Origin of the sequence: Sphingomonas mangrovi, from assembly GCF_047975845.1 — a bacterium.
In the GTDB taxonomy this organism is placed as follows: Bacteria; Pseudomonadota; Alphaproteobacteria; order Sphingomonadales; family Sphingomonadaceae; genus Sphingomonas.
Window position 1 is genome coordinate 64,131 of the sequence record NZ_JBIUCZ010000002.1, and the last position, 23,373, is coordinate 87,503.

The 23,373-nt window shown below is 68.8% G+C and carries 23 protein-coding genes; 12 read left to right on the forward strand and 11 right to left on the reverse strand.

Annotation, left to right across the window (positions count from 1 at the left end; genetic code table 11):
* Window positions 1-5: 5 nt before the first annotated feature.
* The gene (locus tag ACBY01_RS01655; protein WP_416459023.1) at window positions 6-1,067 is read right to left on the reverse strand and encodes an SDR family oxidoreductase; all 1,062 of its coding nucleotides are present in this window, start codon (window positions 1,065-1,067) and stop codon (window positions 6-8) included.
* Between the two features lie 98 nt (window positions 1,068-1,165).
* Between ACBY01_RS01655 and ACBY01_RS01660 the strand changes: the two genes are divergently transcribed.
* The gene (locus tag ACBY01_RS01660) at window positions 1,166-1,543 is read left to right on the forward strand and encodes a winged helix-turn-helix transcriptional regulator (RefSeq protein WP_416459025.1); all 378 of its coding nucleotides are present in this window, start codon (window positions 1,166-1,168) and stop codon (window positions 1,541-1,543) included.
* Between the two features lie 31 nt (window positions 1,544-1,574).
* On the opposite strand, the gene dnaA is transcribed toward ACBY01_RS01660, so the two are convergent.
* The 3 genes from dnaA to mutM form a co-directional block, all read right to left on the reverse strand.
* Window positions 1,575-2,981 carry a chromosomal replication initiator protein DnaA gene (gene dnaA, locus ACBY01_RS01665; RefSeq protein WP_416459027.1) on the reverse strand — a complete coding sequence of 469 codons (1,407 nt, stop codon included), beginning with the start codon at window positions 2,979-2,981 and terminating at the stop codon, window positions 1,575-1,577.
* 472 nt (window positions 2,982-3,453) lie between these two features.
* Entirely contained in the window at window positions 3,454-3,717 is a 264-nt protein-coding gene (gene rpsT, locus ACBY01_RS01670) for a 30S ribosomal protein S20 (RefSeq protein WP_416459028.1), read from the reverse strand.
* 93 nt (window positions 3,718-3,810) lie between these two features.
* Complete coding sequence (mutM, locus tag ACBY01_RS01675) at window positions 3,811-4,623, reverse strand: bifunctional DNA-formamidopyrimidine glycosylase/DNA-(apurinic or apyrimidinic site) lyase (RefSeq protein WP_416459030.1); 813 nt, start codon at window positions 4,621-4,623, stop codon at window positions 3,811-3,813.
* A 58-nt stretch (window positions 4,624-4,681) separates the two neighbouring features.
* Here mutM and ACBY01_RS01680 point away from each other — a divergent pair, with 58 nt between their 5' ends.
* From ACBY01_RS01680 to ACBY01_RS01720, 9 genes are read left to right on the forward strand one after another with little or no spacing between them, the layout of a single operon-like run.
* Window positions 4,682-5,428, forward strand: a complete 747-nt coding sequence (locus tag ACBY01_RS01680; RefSeq protein ID WP_416459032.1) for a class I SAM-dependent methyltransferase — start codon at window positions 4,682-4,684, stop codon at window positions 5,426-5,428.
* Between the two features lie 31 nt (window positions 5,429-5,459).
* Window positions 5,460-6,992: a 2-polyprenylphenol 6-hydroxylase gene (gene ubiB, locus ACBY01_RS01685; RefSeq protein WP_416459034.1), complete on the forward strand. Its 1,533-nt coding sequence runs from the start codon at window positions 5,460-5,462 to the stop codon at window positions 6,990-6,992.
* Window positions 6,992-8,092: a hypothetical protein gene (locus tag ACBY01_RS01690; protein WP_416459036.1), complete on the forward strand. Its 1,101-nt coding sequence runs from the start codon at window positions 6,992-6,994 to the stop codon at window positions 8,090-8,092. The genes ubiB and ACBY01_RS01690 overlap by 1 nt, the downstream gene beginning before the upstream one ends.
* Window positions 8,089-9,264 (forward strand): bifunctional phosphopantothenoylcysteine decarboxylase/phosphopantothenate--cysteine ligase CoaBC, encoded by a 1,176-nt coding sequence (gene coaBC, locus ACBY01_RS01695; RefSeq protein WP_416459037.1) that lies wholly within the window; start codon window positions 8,089-8,091, stop codon window positions 9,262-9,264. The genes ACBY01_RS01690 and coaBC overlap by 4 nt, the downstream gene beginning before the upstream one ends.
* Window positions 9,251-10,039, forward strand: a complete 789-nt coding sequence (locus ACBY01_RS01700) for an alpha/beta fold hydrolase (RefSeq protein ID WP_416459038.1) — start codon at window positions 9,251-9,253, stop codon at window positions 10,037-10,039. The genes coaBC and ACBY01_RS01700 overlap by 14 nt, the downstream gene beginning before the upstream one ends.
* The gene (gene dut, locus ACBY01_RS01705; protein ID WP_416459039.1) at window positions 10,036-10,485 is read left to right on the forward strand and encodes a dUTP diphosphatase; all 450 of its coding nucleotides are present in this window, start codon (window positions 10,036-10,038) and stop codon (window positions 10,483-10,485) included. The genes ACBY01_RS01700 and dut overlap by 4 nt, the downstream gene beginning before the upstream one ends.
* A 2-nt stretch (window positions 10,486-10,487) precedes the next feature.
* Window positions 10,488-10,913: a hypothetical protein gene (locus ACBY01_RS01710; RefSeq protein WP_416459204.1), complete on the forward strand. Its 426-nt coding sequence runs from the start codon at window positions 10,488-10,490 to the stop codon at window positions 10,911-10,913.
* The gene (locus ACBY01_RS01715; RefSeq protein WP_416459040.1) at window positions 10,910-11,662 is read left to right on the forward strand and encodes a HesA/MoeB/ThiF family protein; all 753 of its coding nucleotides are present in this window, start codon (window positions 10,910-10,912) and stop codon (window positions 11,660-11,662) included. Before ACBY01_RS01710 ends, ACBY01_RS01715 begins: the two co-directional genes overlap by 4 nt.
* Window positions 11,641-12,009, forward strand: coding sequence for a DsrE family protein (locus tag ACBY01_RS01720; RefSeq protein ID WP_416459041.1), 369 nt, complete (start codon window positions 11,641-11,643; stop codon window positions 12,007-12,009). The genes ACBY01_RS01715 and ACBY01_RS01720 overlap by 22 nt, the downstream gene beginning before the upstream one ends.
* A 31-nt stretch (window positions 12,010-12,040) precedes the next feature.
* Here the strand turns inward: ACBY01_RS01720 and galU are convergent, their stop codons facing one another.
* Window positions 12,041-12,913, reverse strand: coding sequence for a UTP--glucose-1-phosphate uridylyltransferase GalU (galU, locus tag ACBY01_RS01725; RefSeq protein ID WP_416459042.1), 873 nt, complete (start codon window positions 12,911-12,913; stop codon window positions 12,041-12,043).
* A gap of 114 nt (window positions 12,914-13,027) precedes the next feature.
* Between galU and wecB the strand changes: the two genes are divergently transcribed.
* On the forward strand, window positions 13,028-14,167 hold the full coding sequence (wecB, locus tag ACBY01_RS01730) for a non-hydrolyzing UDP-N-acetylglucosamine 2-epimerase (RefSeq protein ID WP_416459043.1): 1,140 nt from the start codon (window positions 13,028-13,030) through the stop codon (window positions 14,165-14,167).
* A complete protein-coding gene (gene wecC / locus ACBY01_RS01735) occupies window positions 14,151-15,449 on the forward strand; it encodes a UDP-N-acetyl-D-mannosamine dehydrogenase (RefSeq protein ID WP_416459044.1) in 1,299 nt (432 codons plus the stop codon). Before wecB ends, wecC begins: the two co-directional genes overlap by 17 nt.
* 557 nt (window positions 15,450-16,006) lie before the next feature.
* Here the strand turns inward: wecC and ACBY01_RS01740 are convergent.
* The 6 genes from ACBY01_RS01740 to ACBY01_RS01765 form a co-directional block, all read right to left on the reverse strand.
* Entirely contained in the window at window positions 16,007-17,431 is a 1,425-nt protein-coding gene (locus ACBY01_RS01740) for an exopolysaccharide biosynthesis polyprenyl glycosylphosphotransferase (protein ID WP_416459045.1), read from the reverse strand.
* 281 nt (window positions 17,432-17,712) lie between these two features.
* The gene (locus ACBY01_RS01745; protein ID WP_416459046.1) at window positions 17,713-18,306 is read right to left on the reverse strand and encodes an FKBP-type peptidyl-prolyl cis-trans isomerase; all 594 of its coding nucleotides are present in this window, start codon (window positions 18,304-18,306) and stop codon (window positions 17,713-17,715) included.
* Between the two features lie 120 nt (window positions 18,307-18,426).
* Complete coding sequence (gene rpsU, locus ACBY01_RS01750; protein WP_125961043.1) at window positions 18,427-18,633, reverse strand: 30S ribosomal protein S21; 207 nt, start codon at window positions 18,631-18,633, stop codon at window positions 18,427-18,429.
* 187 nt (window positions 18,634-18,820) lie between these two features.
* Window positions 18,821-19,210 carry a response regulator gene (locus tag ACBY01_RS01755; protein WP_416459047.1) on the reverse strand — a complete coding sequence of 130 codons (390 nt, stop codon included), beginning with the start codon at window positions 19,208-19,210 and terminating at the stop codon, window positions 18,821-18,823.
* 66 nt (window positions 19,211-19,276) lie between these two features.
* Window positions 19,277-21,661, reverse strand: coding sequence for an ATP-binding protein (locus ACBY01_RS01760; RefSeq protein ID WP_416459048.1), 2,385 nt, complete (start codon window positions 21,659-21,661; stop codon window positions 19,277-19,279).
* Between the two features lie 119 nt (window positions 21,662-21,780).
* The gene (locus ACBY01_RS01765) at window positions 21,781-23,046 is read right to left on the reverse strand and encodes an EAL domain-containing protein (protein ID WP_416459049.1); all 1,266 of its coding nucleotides are present in this window, start codon (window positions 23,044-23,046) and stop codon (window positions 21,781-21,783) included.
* Window positions 23,047-23,373: the final 327 nt, after the last annotated feature.

The window sequence follows — 23,373 nt, forward strand, 5'->3', positions numbered from 1 at the left end:
GCTGCTTACGGGATCAGCCGGTCGGCGCGCAGCCGCTCGAACAGATCGAAGAACGCCTGATCGCTCGGCTGATAGGCGGTGAAGCCCAGCCGGCGGCTCTTGCCCATGTCGGTGACCACCTCGATCGGTCGGCCGAGATCGGCATCGGTGTGCCAGGGCGACGCGAGCCGGGCGAGGTCGGGCTCGGCCAGCCCCTCGCGCTCGGCGATCGTGCGCCAGAGCGGCGCGTCCCCGGCCATCTGCACCTCCAGTGGCTGGACGCTGCCGTCGAACGGCGCCGGCTCCAGCCCGAACCACCCGGCGATCCGCGCCCACATCCACTTCCAGCGGAAGACGTCGCCGTTGACGACGTTGAACGCTTCGTTGCGCGCCTCCGGGGTGGTCGCCGCCCACAGCAGCTGCCGCGCGAGCAGCCGCGCGTCGGTCATGTCGGTGAGCCCCTCCCACTGCGCCGTCGATCCCGGGAAGCGGAACGGCCGCCCGGTCTCGCGGCACAGCGTCGCATAGACCGCCAGCGTCGTGCCCATGTTCATCGCGTTGCCGACCGCCTTGCCGATCACGGTGTGCGGCCGGTGGACGCTCCACGAGAAGCCGTCGCGCGCCGCCGCCGCGAACACCTCGTCCTCCTGCGCATAATAGAAGTTTTCGACGTCGATCCGGCCCTGTTCCTCCCTGAACGGCGTCTGCGGCAGCACGCCTTTGCCATAGGCCTCGAACGGCCCGAGATAGTGTTTGAGCCCGGTCACCAGTGCGACGTGGCGCGGCCCGGTCGCGGGCGGCAGCGCGGCGAGCAGGTTGCGCACGATCGCGCCGTTGACGCGGATGTTCTCGGCCTCGCTGTCCTGCCGCGCCCAGGTGGTGACGAACACCGCGTCCGGGTGCACCTCGGCGAGCGCCGCCGCGGTGCCGGCCGGATCGGTGAGGTCCGCCGCGATCGGCACGATCCCCGGCTGCGCACCCGGTCGCCGTGCTAGCCCATACACGCGCCACCCGTCCGCCAGCAGCAGCTCCGCCGTCGCGCTGCCGATGATGCCGCTCGCGCCCACCACCAAAGCCGTCTTCACCATATCCATGTCCTTCGTCGTTCGGCGCTCCAGCTAGGCAAGCGCGCGGCCGGCTTCTAGACGGCACCATTCGGGGACATAGGCACCAGGAGGTACCCAGCATGGAGGCTGGCAGCGACGAGCGGGAATGGCGCGAAGACTGCGCGCCGCGGCGCGTGCTGGAGCTGTTCGCGACCAAATGGACGAGCATGGTGCTGCACACGCTGTCCGTTCGCCACGCCGGTGCGGCGCGCACGGGGGTGTTGCAGCGCAGCCTGCCCGGCATCTCGAAGAAGATGCTGACCCAGACGCTGCGCGAGATGGAGGGCAGCGGGCTGATCACCCGCCATGTCCAAGGCACGATTCCGCCCGCGGTCGAATATCGGCTGACGCCGCTCGGCGCGCGATTCGTCGAGCCGGTCGAGCTGCTCTACGCCTGGGGCCGCGACAATGCCGACGCGCTGGACGACCTGCGCAGCCGGCCGACCTCGCGGCGATGAGGCGCGGGCGGCACGCGCCCGCCCGCCCCGCTCACGCGCCTTCGAGCTGGCGGGTCAGCTGGCGGATCGCGCCGTCGATCTCGCCGTCCAGGCCGCGCAGCGACTCGATCCGCTTCACCGCGTGGATCACGGTCGAATGGTCGCGGTTGCCGAACTTGCGGCCGATCTCCGGCAGCGAGCGGCTGGTCAGCCGCTTGGCGAGATACATGGCGATCTGGCGCGGGCGGGCGATCGCCACCGCGCGGCGCGCGGAGACCAGGTCGAGCTGCTTCAGCTCGAAGTGCGTGGAGACCGCGCGCTGGATGTCGTCGATGGTGATCCGCTTCTTCGGCCCCTGCAGCATCTCGCCGAGGGTCTGGACCGCGAAGTCGAGCGTCACCGGCTGCTCGATCAGCTGCGCATAGGCGACGACGCGGTTGAACGCGCCCTCCAGCTCCCGAACGCTGCCGTGGATGCGAGTCGCGAGCAGGTCGAGCACGTCGGCCGGCACGCTCACCGCCGGGTTCTCGGCCAGCCGCTGCTCCAGGATCGCATGGCGCAGTTCCAGCGCCGGCGCCTTGATGTCGGCGACGAGCCCGGCGCCGAGACGCGACACCAGCCGGCCCTCGACGCCGTCGAGCAGCTGCGGGCTGCGGTCGCAGGCGATCACCAGCCGCTTGCCGGCGTCCATGAACGCGTTGACGGTGTGGAAGCACTCCTCCTGCGTCGCGTCCTTGCCGGCGACGAACTGGAGGTCGTCGATCATCAGCAGGTCGACGGCGCGCAGCCGTGCCTTGAAGCTGTGGGTGTCGCGTGCGCGCACCGCGCTCACGAACTCGAACATGAAGCGCTCGGCCGGCATGTAGATCGCCGTCGCCTGCGGGTTGGCCGCCAGGAACGCGTGGCCGATCGCGTGCATCAGGTGGGTCTTGCCCTGGCCGGTGCCGCTGTGAAGGTAGAGCGGGCTGAACCGCGGCACGCCCGGCTCGGCGAGCAGCCGCGACGCGTTGACCGCCACGCGGTTCGAATCATGCGAGACGAATCGGTCGAAGGTGAAGCGTGGGTCGAACTGCGAGCGCTCCGGCGCGGCGATCGGCTGCGCCGCCACCGGCTGGGGTGCAGCCTCGATCGAATCGGCATCGCCGAGCAGCGTCGCGCCGGCGACCGGCGTCGCCGCGGCGATCGATTCGCCGGTCAGCTTGCGCGCCGGCTCCAGCGTGCTCGCGGTCTCGATCGAAACGGTGCGGACTTCGGGCAGCTGGGCGCGAAACTCGAACAGCAGGCGGTCGGCGTAGTGGCTCTTGACCCAGTTGGTCATGAACGCCGACGGCAGCCCCAGGCGCACCATGTCGCCGTCGCTGTCGGAGAGCAGCACCATCGGCTTGAGCCAGCGATCGAACAGCCGCTGCCCGGCCGACAGGCGCAGGTTGTGGCGCACGCGTCCCCACGCGGCTTCCACGACTGCTGTGCCTTTCCCCGTTCCCGTCACGCGAACACACCTCTCCCCCGGCCGAAAGCACCGCCTTCAGCCTGTCCTCTCACCTAGCGATAAGCTCAAACGGCAGCCTGGCCTCAACGGCCGGGACCGTTCGCGAAATCACGCGACACTCGTGCCCCGAAGCCGGGGCGTGGGGCATGTTTAGGAAGGCCGGCGAACCAAGATCAAGAGCCGGGGCGCGGCAAAAAAATAATATAGAGCATTGACATCCCGAACCCTCGGAAATCCGCGAATTCCCGATGTTCCACAATGATAACAGATACTTAGCGGCTTTGTTTGGTTTCGGCGCCGCTCGAATCGTGACAATTCCGTGACTTCTCCGCGGGTTGTCGAAACGTACTTGATTCGTCCCATCCGGCTGGCGATCGGGCACGAAAAAAGGGCCCCGCCGACATCCCGGCGAGGCCCTTTTTCGATCCGTCGGCGGATGGGCTCAGGCGAGCGCCGAAACCGCCTTGGTCAGGCGCGCGAACTTGCGCGACGCGGTGTTCTTGTGGAGCACGCCCTTGGCGACGCCACGTGCCAGCTCCGGCTGCGCGGCGGTCAGCGCGGCAGACGCCGCTTCGCGGTCGCCCGATGCCAGCGCCGCTTCGACCTTCTTGATGAAGGTGCGGATGCGGCTGACCCGCGCGCCGTTGATTTCCGCGCGACGCTCGTTGCGCCGGATACGCTTCTTCGCCTGTGGCGTGTTCGCCATGCCGTCCTGATCCTGTGCTGCTGAACGGGCGCAGATAGTCCACGGCCCGGGAAAGCGGCGCCCCTACCGCGGAGCGCCCGAAACGTCAAGCTTTCAGCGCTGACAGCGGCGACACCAGAAGGTCGAACGCCCCCCGTCGACGCGCCGCTCGACCGTTCCCCCGCACGGGCACGTCTCGCCTTCGCGGCCATAGACGCGCCACTGCTTGGAGAAATAGCCCAGTTCGCCGTCGGGCCGCGCGTAGTCGCGCAGCGTCGACCCGCCCGCCTCGATCGCGGCGAGCAGCACGCCGCGCACCGCCTCCACCAGCCGGTCGAGCCGCGCCCGCGCGATCTGCCCGGCGGGCCGCGTCGGGGCGATCCGCGCGAGGTTCAGCGCCTCGCAGACATAGATGTTGCCGAGTCCGGCAACGATCCGCTGGTCGAGCAGCAGCGCCTTCACCGGGGCGATTCGCCCCGCGAACGCCTGCACCAGATGCGCACCGGTGAAGTCGGGGCCGAGCGGTTCGGGCCCCAGCGCACGGAACGGCGGCCATTCGCCCAGCGACTCGGTGCGCAGCAGGTCGAGCGATCCGAAGCGGCGCGGATCGTTGAGCGCCAGCGCCCGCCCGGCCTCGGTATCGATCAGCAGATGGTCGTGCGGCAACAGTTCGCTCGGATCGACTCGCCAGCGCCCCGACATGCCCAGGTGGAACACCAGCGTGTCGCCGCGGTCGGTGTCGATCAGGCCGTATTTGGCGCGGCGGCCGAGCGCGGTCACCCGCGCGCCGGTGAGCCGCTGGCCCAGATCCTCGGGGATCGCGCGGCGCAGGTCGGCGCGGCGGGGGACGACGCGGGCGATGCGCTGCCCCTCCAGCACGGGACGCAGCCCGCGGACGGTGGTTTCGACTTCGGGAAGCTCGGGCATGATCGCTCGGAGCTAGGCAGGGTTTGCCCGGGGAACAAGCCTTGGCTAAGGCGCTGGCATGACCAGCACCGCTCCGTCCAACACCGTCTCGTTCGGCTATCAAGAAGTCGCGCCCGAGGAGAAGACCCGCCGCGTCGGCGACGTCTTCGCCAACGTCGCCTCGCGCTACGATCTGATGAACGACGCCATGTCGGGCGGCATGCATCGGCTGTGGAAGGACCGCTTCGTCCGGCGGGTGAAGCCGCGGCCCGGCGAGCAGGTGCTCGACATGGCCGGCGGCACCGGCGACATCGCCTTCCGCATGGCAGCCAAGGGCGCGTCGATCACCGTCGCCGACATCAACCCGGCGATGCTGGAAGTCGGCATGGGGCGCGCGCAGCAGCGCGGCATCGACGGGCTGGTGTGGACCGAGGCGAACGCCGAAGTGCTCCAGTTCCCCGACCGCTTCTTCGATGCCTACACCATCGCGTTCGGCATCCGGAACGTGACCGACATTCCGGCGGCGCTGCGGGAAGCGCATCGCGTGCTGCGTCGCGGCGGGCGCTTCTTCTGCCTGGAGTTCTCCACCACCCAGTGGCCGGGCTTCGCGGAAGTATACGACGCCTATTCGCACAAGCTGGTGCCCAAACTCGGCAAGCTGCTCGCCAACGACGAGGACAGCTATCGCTATCTGATCGAATCGATTCGCCGCTTCCCCGACATGCCGACCTTCGAACGCATGATCGGCGAGGCCGGCTTCGTGCGCACCCAGGTCGAACCGCTGCTCGGCGGCCTCGTCGCGATCCACAGCGGGTGGAAGATCTGAGCGCCCTGCCCCGCTGCTCCGAGGATCGGGCATGACCGCTACCGCCACGCATCTCTGGCGCCTCTGGAAGTGGGGCCGCACGCTGGCGCGTCACGGCGCGCTACGCGGGCTCGAACGCGACCCGAACACGCCGCCGGGCCTTCGTCGCGTCGCACACTTGCTGCGAATCGGTGCGTTCGTACCGAGGGTGCCGCGCTATGCGCAGGCGTTGCAGTCGCTCGGCCCGGCGGCGATCAAGCTCGGCCAGACGCTCGCGACTCGTCCCGACCTCGTCGGTGAGGGCCCGGCGCACGATCTGCTCGCGCTGCAGGATGCGCTGCCGCCGCTGCCGTGGAGCGTGATTCGCCCTGCGCTCGAAGCGGGGCTCGGCCGACCGATCGAGAGCGTGTTCGCCGAGATCGAGGAAGCGCCCGTCGGCGCCGCGTCGATCGCACAGGTCCATCGCGCGGTCACCACCGACGGCCGCACCGTTGCGGTCAAGGTGCTGCGCCCCGGCGTCGAGCACGAGTTCGGCCAGGCGATCGACACCTACGAATGGGCCGCAGCCCAGCTCGAGGCCTATGGCGGCGAGCTTAAGCGACTGCGCCCCCGCCTCGTCATCGAGACGATGAAGCGCTGGACCGCGCGCGAGCTCGACCTGCGACGCGAGGCGGCCTCGGCTTCCGAACTGGCCGAGGCGATGCAGGCGGAGCCGGACTTCACCGTGCCCGAAGTCGACTGGCAGCGCACCACCAGCCGGGTGCTCACCACCGAGTGGATCGATGGCATCAAGCTGTCGAACCGGCCTGCGCTGATCAAAGCGGGCCACGACCTGCCGGCAATGGCGAGGAAGCTGGTGCAGGCGTTCCTGCGCCAGGCGATCGCCGAGGGCTTCTTCCACGCCGACATGCACCAGGGGAACCTGTTCGCGCTGCCGGACGGGCGCATCTGCGCGATCGACTTCGGCATCATGGGCCGGATCGACCGCCGCGCGCGCGTGTGGCTGGCCGAGATCCTCTACGGGCTGATCACCGGCAACTACCGCCGCGTGGCCGAGATCCATTTCGAGGCGGGCTATGTGCCGGCGCACCACAATGTCGCCGAATTCGCGACGGCGCTGCGTGCGGTCGGCGAGCCGATGCGCGGGCTGGCGGTCAAGGACATGTCGGTCGGCATGATGCTGGAGAGCCTGTTCAACATCACCCGCGACTTCGACATGCAGACCCAGCCGCATCTGCTGCTGCTGCAGAAGACGATGGTGATGGTGGAGGGCGTGGCGACCGGACTCGATCCCGACATCAACCTGTGGGAGACGGCGGCGCCGTTCGTGCGCGGCTGGATCCGCGACGAGCTGGGCCCCGAAGCGGCGATCGCCGACCGCATCGTCACCGACCTGCGCACCTTCGCGCGGCTGCCGCAGCTGATCCGCAACCTGGAAGCACGCTATCCGACGCCCGGCGGGGCGCCCCCCGCCCCGCCGCTTCGCGAGATCGAGGTGGTGCGCGTCGGCGGCGGCTGGCGCTATGTGGCGGTGGCGGCAGCGAGTGCGGCGATCGCGGTAGCGGCGACGCTGCTCGCCAGCTGATGGCGCGGCCCGTCCACCCGCTGTGGCTGGCCCGCCCGAGCCGCGCCGCGGGACTGGGCGCCACGCTCGCGATGCTGACGGCGCTGTTCACGCTGCTGCTGGTGCTGGCGTCGTTCACCGCGCTGGTCACGCCGCCGCGCCCCGCGGCACCTCCCGGCGGGCAGACCGACCTCGCGCTCTACGAAAGCGTGATCGCCGGCATCCGCGGCGGCAAAGGCTATTATGACGCCGCGGCCGATGCGCTTCGGGCCGACGGCTATGCGCTCAAGCCGTTCGTGACCTTTCGCATGCCGACCCTCGCGACGATCGAGGCGGCGCTTCCCGACGGAGCGCCGTTCGCCGCCGCGATGCTGCTCGCGCTGGCGACCGGCTATGCGTGGATGCGGCGACTGGGCGGTGCGTTCGCGCGGCCGGCGCCGCGCATCGTCGCGCTCATCCTGCTGCTCGGGGGGATGCTCGTCTTCGTCCAGCCCGGGCTGCAGATGCTCCACGATATCTGGGCGGGGCTGCTCATCGCACTGTCGCTGGGGCTTCGCCGCGACGATCGGTGGATCGAGGCGGTGGCGGTCGCGACGATGGCGACGCTGATCCGCGAGACGGCGGCACTCTACCCGCTGTTGATGCTGCTGCTCGCGGTGGCGGAGGGACGGCGGCGCGAGGCGCTCGGCTGGGGCGCCGGGCTGGGCGTGCTGGCGGTGGCGGTACTCTGCCACGCCTATGCCGTGGCGCAGGTCGTCGGGCCGCTCGACCGCGCCTCGCCGGGATGGCTGGGGATGCAGGGCTTCGGCCTGTTCGTGCGCTCCGTGACCAGCGCTACCGCGCTCGAGCTGTTCCCGCTATGGCTGGGGGCACCGCTGGTCGCGCTGGCGTTGATCGGCTGGGGGCTGTGGGACGATCCGGCCGGCCTGCGCGTGGCCGTCACCAGCTTCGCCTATGCCGCACTGATCGGGGTCTTCGCGCGCCCGGACACCTTCTACTGGGTGTTGCTGGTGTGTCCGCTGCTGCTGGTCGGGCTCGTCTTCCTGCCCGACGGCTTGCGCGACCTCACCCGCGCGTTGCTCGACAGGCGGCGGGTTCGGGTGCAGAGGATCACGCGATGAAGCGCATCCTGCTGATCGTCGGAGGCGGCATCGCCGCCTACAAGGCATGCGAGCTGATCCGGCTGTGCCGCAAGGCCGGCATCGCGGTGCGCTGCGTGCTGACCGACGGCGGCGCGCAGTTCGTGACGCCGATGACGCTCGCCGCCCTGTCCGAGGCGCCGGTCCACACCAGCCTGTGGGACCTGAAGGACGAGGCCGAGATGGGCCACATCCAGCTCAGCCGCGAAGCGGACCTGGTGGTGGTCGCCCCGGCTACCGCCGACCTGCTCGCGCGGATGACGGCCGGAATTGCCGACGATCTCGCCACCACGCTGCTGCTCGCCACCGACAAGCCGGTGCTCGCCGCCCCGGCGATGAACGTGCGCATGTGGCAGCACGCCGCCACCGTGCGCAACGTGGCGCAGCTGCGCCGCGACGGGGTGACGGTGCTGGAGCCGGACGAGGGGGCGATGGCCTGCGGCGAGTACGGCCCGGGCCGCCTGCCCGAGCCGACCGCGATCCTCGCCGCGATCGAGCGTGCGCTCGCGCCTGCGTCCGCGCCGCTGGCCGGCCGGCACGTGCTGGTGACCGCCGGCCCGACCCACGAGGCGATCGATCCGGTGCGCTATATCGCCAACCGCTCCTCCGGGCGGCAGGGCTATGCCATCGCCGGCGCGCTGGCGCGGTTGGGCGCTCGGGTGACGCTGGTGTCGGGTCCGGTGACGCTCCCCACCCCGGCCGGCACGACGCGCGTCGATGTCGAGAGCGCACGCGAGATGGCCGACGCCGTCGAGGCTGCGCTGCCGGCCGATGCCGCGGTGATGGTGGCGGCGGTGGCCGACTGGCGGGTCGATGCCGCACCGCGGAAGGTGGCGAAGGGCGACATGGCCGATCGGCTGGCGCTGGTGCCCAACCCCGACATCCTCGCGACGCTGGCGCGGAGCGCGCAGCGGCCGCGCCTGCTGATCGGCTTCGCAGCCGAGACGCACGACGTGATCGAACATGCCGCCGGGAAGCGCGCACGGAAGGGCGCAGACTGGATTGTCGCCAACGACGTATCCGGCGACGTGATGGGCGGCACCGCCAACGCGATCCATCTGGTGACCGCGGACGGCGTGGAAAGTTGGGAGCGAATGGACAAGGACGTGGTGGCAGAACGGCTGGCAGAACGGATCGCACATGCGCTGGCATAGCCTGCTCCCCGTCGCGCTGGGCGTCGTGCTGGCGGGCTGCGCCGGTGGCGAATCGCGTCCGCTCCCGCGCACCGGCACGACCTCGCGGATTCAGGAGAATGGGTTCGGCGCCAGCGGCCGTTCGGTGCGGACGCTGGTCTATGTCCTCCGCCACGACATGGCCGAGGCGACCGAGGACGACGATCGCTTCGCCCGCGAGCTTGCCGCGGCAGCGCCGGGCACGCGCGTGATCACCCTCACACAGCCGATCCGCGGCGGCAGCGACCCGGCGACGGCGGCCAGCCGCGGCTTTACCCGCGACCGCATCACCCACTTCGCCGACCGGATCGAGGCAGGGCGCACGCGCTATCCCGACGTGCCGACCGTGCTGGTGGGCGACGGCGGCGGTGCCGCGATCGCCGCGGACCTCGCCGGATTGCGCCCCAAGCTGATCGACGGCATGGTGCTCGCCGCCTGCCCGTGCATGCTGCCGGAATGGCGCAAGCATATGGAGAAGCGGATGCCGGGCACGTCGTTTCAAGCGGCTGCGGACAGCCTGGACCCGCTGATGACCGTCGGCGGGATCCGCCCCCAGACCAAGGCGGCGCTGCTGGTCGGCGCGGACGATCCGATCACCCCGCCGAAATTCTCGCGCGGCTATGCCGAGGCGCTGGCGCTGCGCGGGATCGCGACCGACTATCGGGTGCTCCCGGGCCGCGGCAACGCCATCCTCAACGACCCCGAAGTGCTGTCGGCGACCACGCGCATGCTCGCCGCGCTGCAGGCCGACCGGTGAGCGCCGCGTCGATCCGCATCGCCGTGCTGCGGCTCGATCACGGCCGCGACCTGCCGCTGCCGGCCTATGCCACCGCGGGCGCTGCCGGAATGGACGTGGTGGCGGCCGAGGACTGCGATCTAGCCCCCGGCGCCCGCCACGCGGTCGCGACCGGCTTCGCGCTCGCGATTCCGTCGGGGTACGAGGTGCAGGTCCGCCCCAGGTCGGGCTTGGCGCTCAAGCACGGCGTCACCTGCCTCAACACGCCCGGCACGATCGACAGCGACTATCGCGGCGAGGTGAAGGTGATCCTCGCCAATCTGGGCCAGGAGTCGTTCGCGGTGCGTCGCGGCGAGCGCATCGCCCAGCTGGTGCCTGCCCCGGTGCTGCATGCTGCGCTTGAGGAGGTGACGCACCTCGACGACACCGTTCGCGGCAGCGGCGGCTTCGGATCGACCGGTCGGTGAGGATGCTGCTGGCACTGCTGGCGGCGGTGTCCGTACAGAGCGTCGACGTGGTGCCGCCGCCGCCCGCGCAAGCCGATCCGGCGCGCGTGTCGCCGATCGATTGGGACGGGCTCGACGCGCTGCCCTACCGCATCCAGCCGCAGGTCACGCCGCAGATGGCGCGCTTCGTCCAGGACGAGATGCGCCACGGCCGCTGCACCCCGCCCGCCCCCACTGCGGGCAAGCGCCGCGTCCATGCCGACGTGGCGGTCCTGGTCGGCGCGGCGGCGATCGTCCGCGCGACCATCCCGCGCGCAATCAACTGTCCCACGGTCGAGCAATATGCCGCCGGGCTGGTGCTCGGCTTCGCCCGCGACAATCTCAATCCGCGCTTCGCCGTGGAGGGGAACTGGTACCGGGCCAGCATGACCTTCGATCTGCCCGAATGACGCTGTCGGACGCCGAGCTGGAGCGGTACGCGCGGCACATCGTGCTGAAGGAAGTGGGGGGTGCGGGACAGGCCCGGCTCGCGGCCGCGCACGTCTGCGTGATCGGCGCCGGCGGGATCGGATCGCCGGTGATCCAGTATCTCGCGGCGGCAGGGGTCGGCCGGCTCACCCTCATCGACGACGATCGGATCGAGCTGTCGAACCTCCAGCGGCAGGCGCTGTTCGGCACCGACGACCTCGGCCGGTCGAAGGCCGACGTCGCGCAGGCCGCCGTGGCACGGCTCAACCCGCATGTCGCCGTCACCGTTCGCCGGACCCGACTCGATACGGACAATGCCGCAGCGCTGATCGCGGGCGCCGACGTCGTGGTCGACGGCACCGACAATTTCGCGAGTCGGCTCGCGGTGGCGGACGCCGCGCTTGCGGCTCGCATCCCGCTCGTCGCCGCAGCGGTCGGCGAGTTCGAGGGCCAGTTGGGCGTGTTCCGCGGCTGGGAAGCGGACAAGCCGTGCTACCGCTGTTTCGTCGGCGCGGATCCGGAGCGTCCCGACCGCAGCTGCGCCGATACCGGCGTGCTCGGCGCGCTCACCGGCATCGTCGGCAGTCTCGCCGCGCTCGAGGCGGTGCGCGCGATCGTCGGCTTCGGCGAGGACAGCGCGGGCAAGCTGCTGCTGGTCGATACGCTGGCGCTGCGCTTTCGCACGCTGCTGCTGCCCAAGGATCCGGGATGCCCCGCATGCGGGGGCTGACGATCCTCGTCGCGACCGCCGATGCCACGCGCTTGCGCGCCGCGCTCTCGACCGCTGCCGCGGCGGCGGCGCTGGGCGGCCGCGTACGCCTGTTCCTGCACGAGGAGGCGGTGCCGCTGCTCGCCGACCTAGACGACCCCGATGCCGCCTGGCTGGCAACCGCGGGGCTTCCCGATCGCGCAATGCTGCTGGCGATGGTTCGGGAGAGCGGCGTCGAACTGCTGGTGTGCCAGTCGGGACTAGCGCTCGCGGGACTGGCGATGGACGCCTTGCCCGCCGACACGCAGGCCGGCGGGCTGGTCAGCCTGCTGGCGACCCTCGGCGAGGATCGCCTGCTGGCGTTCTGAACCGTCCGGCGCAACGCGCCAGACCAGGGGCTTACCGGGCGAGCAGATCCTGGGCGAACGCCCGCACCGCCGGACCGACATCATCGCGCGCGAACGCCGTGGCCAGGTTCGCCTGCAGGAACCCCGCCTTGTCGCCGCAATCGTAGCGGATCCCCTGAAAGGTGACGCCGTGGAACGGCTGGTTGCCGATCATCCGCGCCATCGCATCGGTCAGCTGGATCTCGCCGCCGGCACCGGTCTCCTGGGTCTCCAGCACGCGCATCACCTCGGGCTGGAGCACGTAGCGGCCGATGACCGCCAGGTTGGAGGGGGCGGTACCCGCCTTGGGCTTCTCGACCAGGCCCTGCACCTCGGTAAGCGTCCCGTCCCGGCTGCCGGGCGTGATGACGCCGTACTTGTCCGTCTGATCGTCCGCCACTTCCTGCGCGCAGATCAGGTTGCCGCCGACCTTGTTGTAGGCGTCGACCATCTGCTTGAGGCAGCCGGGCTTGCCCACCATGAAATCGTCGGCGAGCAGCACCGCGAAGGGCTCGTCGCCGACGATGTCGCGCGCGCACCACACCGCGTGTCCCAGCCCCATCGGCTCCTGCTGGCGGACATAGGCGGCGCGGCCCGGCTTCAGCCGCGTTGCATCGAGGACGTTCAGCGACTTGCCGCGATCCGACATGGTCGATTCGAGTTCGTAGGCGATGTCGAAATGGTCCTCGATCGCCGACTTGCCGCGGCCGGTGACGAAGATCATCTGCTCGATGCCCGCCTCAAGCGCTTCCTCGACCGCGTACTGGATCAGCGGGCGGTCGACGACCGGCAGCATCTCCTTCGGCATGGCCTTGGTCGCCGGCAGAAAGCGGGTGCCGAGGCCCCCAACCGGAAACACCGCCTTGCGAAGAGGTTTGATGGACATGGTCGTTCCCTGTTGTTGGTCGCCACGGTCGGACGACCGTCGACAGGATCAGGCCCCCCAGCCCGCGTGCCGAGGCGATTAGCACTCCCCCGAGTTCCGCGATAGAAGGCGGAGATGGCACCGCACCAAAACCGACGCATTCTGGTCGTATTCGGTACACGGCCGGAAGCGATCAAGCTGTTCCCCGTGCTCCACGCGCTCGCCGCGCAACCGGGGCTGGAGGTCCGCAGCTGCGTCACCGCGCAGCACCGCGGGCTGCTCGACCAGGTGCTCGCGATCGCCGGGCTGGTGCCCGACATCGACCTCGACCTGATGGAACCCGGCCAGTCGCTCGACCGACTGACCGCGCGGCTGCTGCTCTCGCTCGGCGAGGTGATGGACCGCGAGCGGCCGGATCGGGTGATCGTCCAGGGCGATACCGCCACCGCGATGGTGGGGGCGCTCGCCGCCTATTACCGCAAGATCCCGGTCGCGCATGTCGAGGCGGGGCTCCGCTCCGGCAACATCTACCAGCCCTGGCCCGAAGAGGTGAACCGGCGGATCGTCGCGCCCATCGCCGACCTGCATTTCGCCCCGACGGAGACTGCGGCCGCGGCATTGCGTGCCGAGAACGTCGACCCGGCGACGATCCATATCACCGGCAACACGGTAATCGACGCACTCCACGCGACCCGCGACCGCATTGCCGCCGATCCCGCGCTTGCCGCCGCCGTCGCACCGATCGCCGAGCGGTTCGCGGGCAAGCGGATCGTTCTGGTCACTACCCATCGCCGCGAGAATTTCGGCGACGGCATGGCGGCGATCGCGCGTGCCGTGGCGCGCATCGCCGATCGTCCCGACGTGGCGGTCCTCTTCCCGATCCACCCCAACCCCAATGTCCTCGCGGCGATGGATGCCGTGCTCGGCGACCGGCCCAACGTCGCCCGGATCCCCCCGCTCGACTATCCCAACTTCATCCGCGCGCTCGAACTCGCGCATATCGTGCTCACCGACTCCGGCGGCGTGCAGGAGGAAGCGCCGGCACTCGGCAAGCCGGTGCTGGTGATGCGCGAGACCACCGAGCGCCCCGAAGGCGTTACGGCTGGGACCGCGCGGCTTGTCGGCCCGCACGAGGACCGTATCGTTTCGGGAATCTTCACGCTGCTCGACGATGACAGCGCCTATGCGGCGATGGCCCGCGCGCATAATCCGTTCGGCGACGGCCGGGCATCGGCAAGGATCGCGGAGATCGTGGTACGTGGTTTCGGACACTGAACTGAAGGTCTGCATGCTCGGGCTGGGCTATATCGGCCTGCCCACCGCCGCGGTGATCGCGCGCTCGGGCGCCGCCGTGCTCGGCATCGACGTCGATCCTCGCGTGGTTGACACGGTCAATTCGGGCAAGGTCCACATCGAGGAGATCGACCTCGACGGCCTGGTTTCGGGCGTGGTGGCGCGCGGGTTGCTGCGCGCCGCCACCGCAGTCGAGCCGGCCGACGTGTTCGTGATCGCGGTACCGACACCGTTCGGGCCAAACCACGAGCCCGACATCACCTATGTGCTGGAGGCCGCCGCCAGCATCGCCGGCGTCCTCAAGGCCGGCGATACGGTGATCCTCGAATCGACCTCGCCGATCGGCACCACCGAGCGGGTGGCGGCGCTGCTCGCCGAGCGTCGTCCCGATCTGGCCGTCCCAGGCCACGGCAGCGGCACCGCCGATGTCGCGATCGCCTATTGTCCAGAGCGGGTGCTCCCCGGCCGCATCCTCGTCGAATTGATCGACAACGATCGCGTGATCGGCGGAATCACACCCCGCTGCGCGCGCAAGGCGCTGCATTTCTACCGCCGCTTCGTCCGCGGCGCTTGCGTCACCACCACCGCGCGCGCCGCGGAGATGACCAAGCTCACCGAAAACGCGTTCCGCGACGTCAACATCGCCTTCGCCAACGAATTGTCGGTGGTCGCGGACACGATGGGAATCGACGTGTGGGAGGTGATCCGCCTCGCCAACCGGCATCCCCGCGTCAACATCCTCTCGCCCGGCCCCGGCGTCGGCGGACATTGCATTGCGGTCGACCCCTGGTTCCTGGTCCACGGCGATCCCGAGAACACCCGACTGATCCGCACCGCGCGCGAGGTCAACGACGCGAAGATCGCCCACACCATCGATCGCGCAGAGGCGCTGGCCGAGGCAGCGCCGGACGCGCCGTTCGCGTGCCTGGGTCTGGCGTTCAAGGCGAACATCGACGATTTTCGCGAAAGCCCGGCACTAAAGGTCGCGCTGCACTTGGCCCATCGTTTCGGCGACCGCGTGCGGATCGTCGAACCCTATGCGCCGCGGCTACCGCATGCGTTCGACGACACCGGCGCGACGCTGGTCGATCTCGACACCGCGCTGGAGACCTGTCCTACGCTGGTGGTGCTGGTCGACCACGACCTGTTCCGCTCCGTGCCGCTGGAAGAGCGAGCGGACAAGTGCGTCCACGACGCCCGTGGTATCTGGCCGGACCAGCCGAAAACTCCGGCCGCAGGCGCGCCGTTTCGGATGGCAGGCTGAACGGCGGGACGCGGCGGAAGAGTAGCGCGCCAGGGTAGCTTGAGCGACGAACGCGGGATGTACTGCTCCAGGCAGCGTGTGGCCTTTTGTCGAGACAGCCAGTGCGACAGGTTAAGCAGGCGGAGCAGGGCCGCCTTTCAAAGCATCTTGGCTAGCGGCTCGATACCGTGAGGTCTGCACCCTTGCCAGGAGATGCCAGCTTTCACTGGCATGACGAACTGGTGACTCGGTGCGCCTTCCCTCCCCCTCGGGCGAGCAGGCACCGTTTCGAAGGCGTTGCTGCAGGACGAGAAAACGCGCGCTCACTTTCAAAGCGCCAAAGTCTGCTGGCGGATCAGTCTGCAGCGCCGCCACCGGGCCTGCGAATAAGGGGTCGCGTCTCCGTGCTGCCGCTTAAGGCAAGTGCGCGCATGCTGGCTCAATACCGTCAAGAACACGGTAGCCCTCTGCAGGGGCGAACACGCGGGAAGCGGCGCGAATACGCCAGCGGCGGTCGCGTAGCTTTAACCGTCAGACGTACGCTTGAAATCGACATCCTGGCCCCTGCCGCCCTCCTCTCAAAACGCGTTGCGGTGCACCAGCACGCGGATGGTTTGGATCAGGATCAGCAGATCGCGCCAAATCGTCCAGCCGTTGAGATATTCGAGGTCTGCCTGCAGCCGGTTTATCAGGTCGCTACGGTGGTTGGTGGCGCCGCGATAGCCGCGCACCTGCGCAAGACCGGTCAGACCCGGCTTGGCGGCATGGCGATGCCAGTAGCGGGCGTCGATCTCCCAGAACAGTTGGTCCTCGGCGCGCGAGCCGATCGCGTGGGGCCGCGGACCGACGATCGACATGTCGCCTGCCAGGACGTTGGCGAGTTGCGGCAATTCGTCGAGGCTGGTGCGACGCAGGAATCGTCCGGCTCGCGTGATCCGGTCGTCGTCGCGCGTCGTCGAGGCGTGCCCCTCCCCGTCGCATCGCTCCGCGCGCATGCTGCGGAACTTGCGCATGTGAAACATCCGATTGCCGCGCCCGATGCGGCGCTGGACGAAGAACACCGGTCCCGGAGACTCGAGCCGGATCGCAAGCGCCACGAGCACCAGCAAGGGGGAGAGGAGAAGGAGCGTAGTGCCCGCTACGATCAGGTCGAACAGCCGCTTGATCATCCGCTCCTCAAGCCCGAGCGGCCCCTTGGCAACGATCAGCGTGGGGTCGGCGCCGAACCGCGCCACACCGATGGGCGTGACCGTGGCGAGTTCGGGCGCGAGGATCTCGCCCTGCACATTGGCGCCTTGCAGCGCGTGCACCCAGGCGGCCCGGCGCTCGGCCGCACAGGCGACGATGACGCGGTCGGCGCGGCGTAGCGCCACCGCCAAGCGATCGTACATCATCGGATCATGGCTGGCGGGATCGAAGCCGGTCGTCGCCAGCACCGCGGAATAGGGCAGGCCCGCCACCCGCTGAAACGTTCCGGCGTCGGCCAGCACCACCACATTATACGGGTTGCCGCCGATGATCCGCCGCGCGCGCCGCAGCAGCAGCGAACGGGTACTCGCCAAGGCAGCCATGCCGAACAGCGTACCGATCGCATACACGCCGCGGGAAAACTCCTCGCTGGCACGCAGGTAGAAGGCGACGAACAGAACCACCCCGGCGGCGAACAGGAGCGACCGCAGCGCCAGTGCTACCCCCATGCTGCTGCGGTCGATGAGGGCCACCGCAACTCCGCCGCTACTGAACGCGGAGATCAGATAGATCGGCGCGATCGCGAAACCGATCAGCAGCCCCTGCTCCCACCCCGCGGCAGCGTAGAGCGCTCCCGCAAGGAAGTAGCTGCCGACGATCGCGATCAGGTCCGACGTGATCAGCGCCGACAGGAGACGAAAGCGCAATACGCCGCGCGAGGGCTGCCACGCCCTACCGGACCCAGAGCTTGTACTGGCACCAGCTGCAGCCGATACCGGCATGCCCGGCTGATAGCCGAAGACCTCTCCGCCCATTGCCACCCCCGCCCGGAGTAGATAATCGTCGACATGATGGAACAGGAATATGGCTTACTCAAGATTTACTTACCGACAACTAATCCAGTTCGGTAGCGGCGTTAACTTCTCCGCTGATCGTCGGAAGAATGTTCGCAAAGAGCTTGATTTGTCATGGAAATGCGGTCGTCTCGTACAGAGGCGACGAGGACGTGCGAGCGCCCACAGCCCAGCGACTAAAACGACAACGGCCCGGCACCTTAGGTGCCGAGCCGTCGGAGTACAGTCGCCGGGTCGCCGGTTTAACGGCCGGGAGTCCCCTGCGGAGCGGGGGCACCCGGTGCCGGACCGCCCGGGGCCGCGCCGCCGGGACCACCAGGGCCGCCGCCCTGCATCATCTGCTGCATCATCTGCTGGCGCAGCACTGCCTCCGGGATGAAGTCGAGCAGTTCGACGTCGAACTGGAGCGTGATCTTGGCCAGTTCGGCCGGTTCGCCGGTGAGCGGCGGAGCACCGGCCGGGCGCGGCGCGCCATAGCCGAGGTGCGGCGGGATCCAGAAGCGGTACTTGGCGCCCTTGGGCATCATCTTGAGCGCTTCGGCGAAGCCCGGCACGACACCGCGAACCGGCATCGGCGTCTGCTGGTTCTGGTCGAACACGCTGCCGTCCGGGCGCTTGCCGACATAGTTGACCAGCGCGACGTCGTCGTCGGTCGGGGTCGGGCCCGACCCCGGCTCGATGATCTCGTAGCGCAGGCCCGACGCCGTGGTCTCGCCCTTGCTCGTTCCGGCCCAGGCGAGCGCGGCGGCCGCGGCGATCACAAGCGCGATGCCAACCCACAGCCACACGAGGTAGCGCGACTTGACCGGCTGAAGCGGGACGGCGGTGACGGACATGAGAAGCGATCCCGCTTGCGTCCGGCGCGCGACTCGGCCCCGGGCGACGATAGGAAGAGAAACGAAGCTCAGCAGGCTGGGACGTCCAGCGCCCGCAGCGGAGCGCCGGACACGCAGGTCCTACCGGGCGTTGTCACGCTCCGCGCGCTTGCGCTCGAGCTTGCGGGCGCGGCGGACGGCGGCGGCACGCTCGCGCGCGCGCTTCTCGCTGGGCTTCTCGTAGTGACGGCGCAGCTTCATCTCGCGATACACGCCTTCGCGCTGCAGCTTCTTCTTGAGCGCGCGCAGAGCCTGGTCGACGTTATTGTCGCGGACGATGATTTGCATGAGGCCGTGTAACTCCGATTCGTTCGTGCAATAGCAAAGGATCGCCGGAGCAAGGGCTGCGGCGGGATTGGGTGCCCCTACCAGCACGGCCCTCCGCATTCAACCATTTTCCCGCTTGGTCGCGACCGCTCCGGCCGGAGATCGCGACGGATCGTACGGAAATGCGGCGTCGATCCGCAGTTGCGGATCAGAACAGCATCGCGCCGTCGGACTTGCTAGCGAGAATTCGCCCGATCGCGTCGAACAGCGCATCCATCGCCACCGGCTTGAACAGCACCTCGTCCGCCCCGGCGGCGAGACAGCGGTCGCGCAGGTCGGGCGCGGTGTCGGCAGTGACGACGATCAGCGGCAGGTTGCGCTTCGCGTCCGGACGCGCGCGAATGCGCCCGATCGCCTCCAGCCCGTCCATCCCGGGCATCCGCAGGTCGACCAGCACGACGTCGAAGTCTTCCTCGTCGATACGGCGGAAGCCTTCCTCGGCGCGATCCGCCTCCACCATCGTGGCGCCCGCGACATCGAGCATGTCGCGCACCACCCGGCGGTTCATCGCGTCGTCTTCGACAAACAGGACGTTCATCGCCCCCAGGTCCTGGTCGGCGGCGTGAGGGTCAGCGGCGATGCCATGATTTCCAACGCTATTGCGCTATGCTGCGCGTGAAACAAGGGGCGAGTCCCCGGGAGTACCGCGGCTCGTCGCGAAGAGGGTTTCGACGAGGCGAGCGCCGGACACGGGCTTGGCGATCACGAGGTCGAAGCCGGCAGCCAGCAGGGTGGCGCGAGTCGCCGCGTCTAGGTCGGGCCAGAGGATCGCGCTGGTCGCGCCCGCAGCCTTGGCGGCGGCGGCGAGCGGTGCCGTCCGCGACCGCAGATCACCCTCGCCATCAAGCGCGGCCGCATCTGCAAGCACGCGAATCACGCCGCCGCGGGCGAGCTCGGCAAGCGCCTGATCGACCGTGGTGGCGAAGCGCAGATCGGGGGCATGTGGCGCGAACAGCGCCTTCAGCATGCCGCGAACGATGGGATTGCGGTCGAGCACGAGCATGCCGGCCCCCGACCCGCCGGCTGCCTCGTCTTCGGCGGGCGGCGCTACCTCCACCAGCGGCAGATCGACGATGAAGGTCGCCCCCTCCCCCGCGACGCTGTCGACGCGGATGTCTCCGCCGAGCGCCTCTGCGAGATTGCGGCAGATGGTGAGGCCGAGGCCCGTGCCGCCATAGTGGCGGGTGGTGCCGGCATCGACCTGACGGAAGGATTCGAAGATCTGCGCGTGCTTGTCGGCGGGGATGCCGATGCCGGTGTCCCAGACCGCAATGGAAAGCCGACGCTCGGCTCCCTCACCGTCGGCGGACACGCGTACCCCGACGCCCCCCTGGTGGGTGAACTTCAGCGCATTCGACAGGAGATTGAAGACGATCTGCCGCAGCCGGGTCGGATCGCTCTCGATCCAGCGGGGGACGTCCCGACACTCCAGCGCAAAGGTCATGCCGCGGCCGTGCGCCTGTTCTTCCCAGAGCCGCGTCGCATCGCGCAGCGTCGCCGAGAGATCGACGGTGGTGCGATCGACGGTGAAGTTGCCGTTCTCCATCTTGGCAACGTCGAGGATGTCGTCGACCAGCCCGCGCATCCGCATGCCGGCGCCGTGGACGATGTCGATCCGCTCGCGCGTGGCAGGCGCCAGCCCGGGATCGGCGAGCATCACCTGGGTCATGCCGAGGATGCCGTTGAGCGGAGTCCGGATCTCGTGACTGGTGGTGGCGAGGAACTCGGTCTTGGTCGCCAGCGCCTTTTCCAGCGCGACGTTGGTGATGCCGAGGTCGATATTGACCGCGCGAGTCTCGTTCCGGCTACGCCGCAGCGTGACGATGCCGAAGGTGAGCAGGCCGACGAGCAACGCCACCGCCGCAGCGATCCCGCCGAACAGAATCCGCTCGAAACGCGCGCGCGCACGCTCGAACGCTACGTTGCGGCGCAGTTCCTCCGCCTTCAGCCGGGCGATACGCAGTTCCTGGTTCTGGAAATCGAACCGCGCCCCCATCAGCGCCGCCTTGGCCGACGTCGCGATCTCGAGCGCCTGCTCGTCGAGCCGCCGCAACGCGAAAAGGTGCGCGACCGCCTTCCCCGGCTCGCCCGCCCGACGGTAGATCTGGGCCGCGACGAGGTGGTTGTCCCGCATCGCGAGCGTGGTCTCCGCGAGCGGTACGCCGTCGAAGCTCCGCTCGATGAGCGTCCGCGCCTGCCCGACACGCCCCTGCTCCAGCGCAACCCGCGCGGCGACGCTGTCGATTTGAGAATCGAGTTCCGCGTTACGTGCGGCGCGGGCGAGATCGGTCGCTTGCGAAATGCTTTCACTCGCTGCCGCAACCTGCTTCGCGTTCAACTGAGCGCGGGCAAGGTTGGCCAGAATCCGCGCGCGAACCCCCTTGCTGTCGCGCGGCGAAAATTCGAGCGCCTTCGTGAAGGCGACAGATGCCTCCTGGAACCGCCCCATCTCGGTGAGGACGTTACCCAGGCCATTGTAGGTCGCGGAGCTCAAGATGGGATCGTCCGAGAAGATTTCTCGCGCTTGGTTGAAATACCGTTGGGCGCCCGCGAAATCGCCACCCTCCCGGTATAGAGAAGCCAGCCGGATCAGAACGCGCGCCTCACTGCGCAGATCAGGACCTTGCGCAAACGCTCGGTAGGCGCCCTGATAATCGGCAAGCGCGGCCGACACTTTCCCGTCAGCAGCATTCAAGTCGCCTCGGGTCAAGAGAACCTGTCCGCGGAACGCGGCTGGTGGCGGCAGCTTCGCCATCTGCCTTGTCACCCGCTCCAGCAAGCGCCGGCTCGCGCCTGTGTCCTGATTCAAGCGTGACAGAGCATCCGCCTGAACCCAGCGTGCCGTCATCACGACGAGCGGATCGACGGATGCGGTTCGAAGCGCCCGTTTTTCCACGTCGTTGCTTAATGCCAAAGCGTGCCTGGGATCCTGCCCGAGGACAGCTTGCGCCTGTTCCAGTTGCGTTTGAAAAGCGGTGTCGGCCGGCACCTGCGTGCTAGGTTGCGATACGGCGACGCTTCCACCGCATGCGCACCAGATGAGAAGCGCCGCTACGCTTGGCGCAAGCGCCCATCGCCCACCGCCCATTCCGCCCCCGCGCTGCCAGATCATCCGGTCTTCCAGAGACGGTCCGAGCGGCGGAACGAGAAAGGCTGGTTGTTGAGCGCCTTCAGGTGCGAGGCCTCGTCGAGGAACAGGCGGAAGGCGTCGATCTCGACGGGGCGGCTGATCAGATACCCCTGGATCATGTCGCATCCCATCACGCCGAGCAGCGCCATCGCCGCCGGCGTCTCCACCCCTTCCGCGGTAACCTCCATGTCGAGGGCATGGGCGAGATCGATCGTCGAGCGCACGATCAGCGGATCGCGATTGCTGCTGGTCAGCTGCGTCACGAAGAGCTTGTCGATCTTCAACTCCCGCGCCGGCAGCTGCTTGAGATAGGCCAGCGACGAAAGACCCGCTCCGTAATCGTCGATCGCGATCTCCACGCCGATCTCGGCGAAGCGCTGCAGGTGCCGGATCGCGCATTGCGGGTCGCGGATAACGGCAGTCTCGGTGATCTCGAAGCCGATCTTGGCGTCGCGCTCGGCAAGGATCCGGCACGCCGCTTCGACGAACGCCACATCGGCGAGCAGCACGCCCGAAATGTTGATGAACACCGGAATGTCGTAGCCGGCCTCCGCCAGCATCCGCTGGTCGCGGATCACGCGATCGAGCGTCCACAGCGTCAGCTCGACGATGGCCTGGCTCTGCTCGGCCGCTTCGATGAACTCCCCGGGCAGCACGAGCCCGCGGGCGGGATGGCGCCAGCGAACCAGCGCCTCGGCGCTCGCGACCTGCTGCCGCCGGACGTGCACCTTGGGCTGGTATTGCAGGAAGATCTCGCCGTCGCGGATCGCCCGCGGCAGTTCGTGGATCAGTTCGAGCGGATCGATGCCCGGCTCGCCCTGCGCGACGTCGCGAAAGACATCGCGAGCCTGAGCGCGGGCATCGGACAGCGCCTTTTCCGCACCTTCGACCAGCCGCACTTCCTCGCAGTCGCAGTTGCGTCCCGCCGCGCCGCCGACACGCAGCCGTACGAGATGATGCTCACCGTCGAGGTCGAGCGGCTCGGCCATGCTGGCCTGCAACGCCTCGGCGGCCGTTTGAACCGCCGCGAACTCCGCCGCTTCAAACTCCACGGCGATGAGCCGATCCGACAGGGCACGCCCGCGGCTGTTCGCCAGCGCGCCCGTGCACCTCAGGATCAGTTCCTCTGCCAAGGTCAGCGCGCGTGCGAGCCCCAGATAGCGTCGGAGCGCGCCGAAGTTGGCGACTTCCACCAGAAGCAGGACGCGCAGCAGATCTACGGTGCAGGTCTCGCGATCCAGCACATCGTACCGCTGCGCGCCGGAGCGCACTGCCTCCCCCGTCGAGCCAACGAGCTCCGAATCCGCTCGTCCCAGCGCAGGCGGCTGGGAGGTACCTTCCTCCGGGCGGAACGGCATGAGCGAGGGTGGCGTCATAGCCTCGCCGAGATCGCACGCAGAGTTGAAGGTCTAGTTAATAACAAAAGTGCGAGTGGTTACTCTTGCATTAGGGTTAAGAATGCGTTAACTAAGGCTTAGAACAAGCACGGAGGCGACTATGTTGTTCGAAATCATCGCTTTTTTCCGCAAGAGCTACGGCAGCGACATCAATCCCTGGTAAACCTGCCAGCG

Excerpts from the sequence above, each read along its gene's own strand:
- ACBY01_RS01655 (WP_416459023.1), bottom strand. The coding sequence starts at position 1,067 with ATGGTGAAGACGGCTTTGGTGGTGGGCGCGAGCGGCATCATCGGCAGC.
- ACBY01_RS01660 (WP_416459025.1), top strand. The coding sequence starts at position 1,166 with ATGGAGGCTGGCAGCGACGAGCGGGAATGGCGCGAAGACTGCGCGCCG.
- rpsT (WP_416459028.1), bottom strand. The coding sequence starts at position 3,717 with ATGGCGAACACGCCACAGGCGAAGAAGCGTATCCGGCGCAACGAGCGT.
- mutM (WP_416459030.1), bottom strand. The coding sequence starts at position 4,623 with ATGCCCGAGCTTCCCGAAGTCGAAACCACCGTCCGCGGGCTGCGTCCC.
- ACBY01_RS01680 (WP_416459032.1), top strand. The coding sequence starts at position 4,682 with ATGACCAGCACCGCTCCGTCCAACACCGTCTCGTTCGGCTATCAAGAA.
- ubiB (WP_416459034.1), top strand. The coding sequence starts at position 5,460 with ATGACCGCTACCGCCACGCATCTCTGGCGCCTCTGGAAGTGGGGCCGC.
- ACBY01_RS01690 (WP_416459036.1), top strand. The coding sequence starts at position 6,992 with ATGGCGCGGCCCGTCCACCCGCTGTGGCTGGCCCGCCCGAGCCGCGCC.
- coaBC (WP_416459037.1), top strand. The coding sequence starts at position 8,089 with ATGAAGCGCATCCTGCTGATCGTCGGAGGCGGCATCGCCGCCTACAAG.
- ACBY01_RS01700 (WP_416459038.1), top strand. The coding sequence starts at position 9,251 with ATGCGCTGGCATAGCCTGCTCCCCGTCGCGCTGGGCGTCGTGCTGGCG.
- ACBY01_RS01710 (WP_416459204.1), top strand. The coding sequence starts at position 10,488 with ATGCTGCTGGCACTGCTGGCGGCGGTGTCCGTACAGAGCGTCGACGTG.
- ACBY01_RS01715 (WP_416459040.1), top strand. The coding sequence starts at position 10,910 with ATGACGCTGTCGGACGCCGAGCTGGAGCGGTACGCGCGGCACATCGTG.
- ACBY01_RS01720 (WP_416459041.1), top strand. The coding sequence starts at position 11,641 with ATGCCCCGCATGCGGGGGCTGACGATCCTCGTCGCGACCGCCGATGCC.
- galU (WP_416459042.1), bottom strand. The coding sequence starts at position 12,913 with ATGTCCATCAAACCTCTTCGCAAGGCGGTGTTTCCGGTTGGGGGCCTC.
- wecB (WP_416459043.1), top strand. The coding sequence starts at position 13,028 with ATGGCACCGCACCAAAACCGACGCATTCTGGTCGTATTCGGTACACGG.
- ACBY01_RS01740 (WP_416459045.1), bottom strand. The coding sequence starts at position 17,431 with ATGGGCGGAGAGGTCTTCGGCTATCAGCCGGGCATGCCGGTATCGGCT.
- ACBY01_RS01745 (WP_416459046.1), bottom strand. The coding sequence starts at position 18,306 with ATGTCCGTCACCGCCGTCCCGCTTCAGCCGGTCAAGTCGCGCTACCTC.
- rpsU (WP_125961043.1), bottom strand. The coding sequence starts at position 18,633 with ATGCAAATCATCGTCCGCGACAATAACGTCGACCAGGCTCTGCGCGCG.
- ACBY01_RS01755 (WP_416459047.1), bottom strand. The coding sequence starts at position 19,210 with ATGAACGTCCTGTTTGTCGAAGACGACGCGATGAACCGCCGGGTGGTG.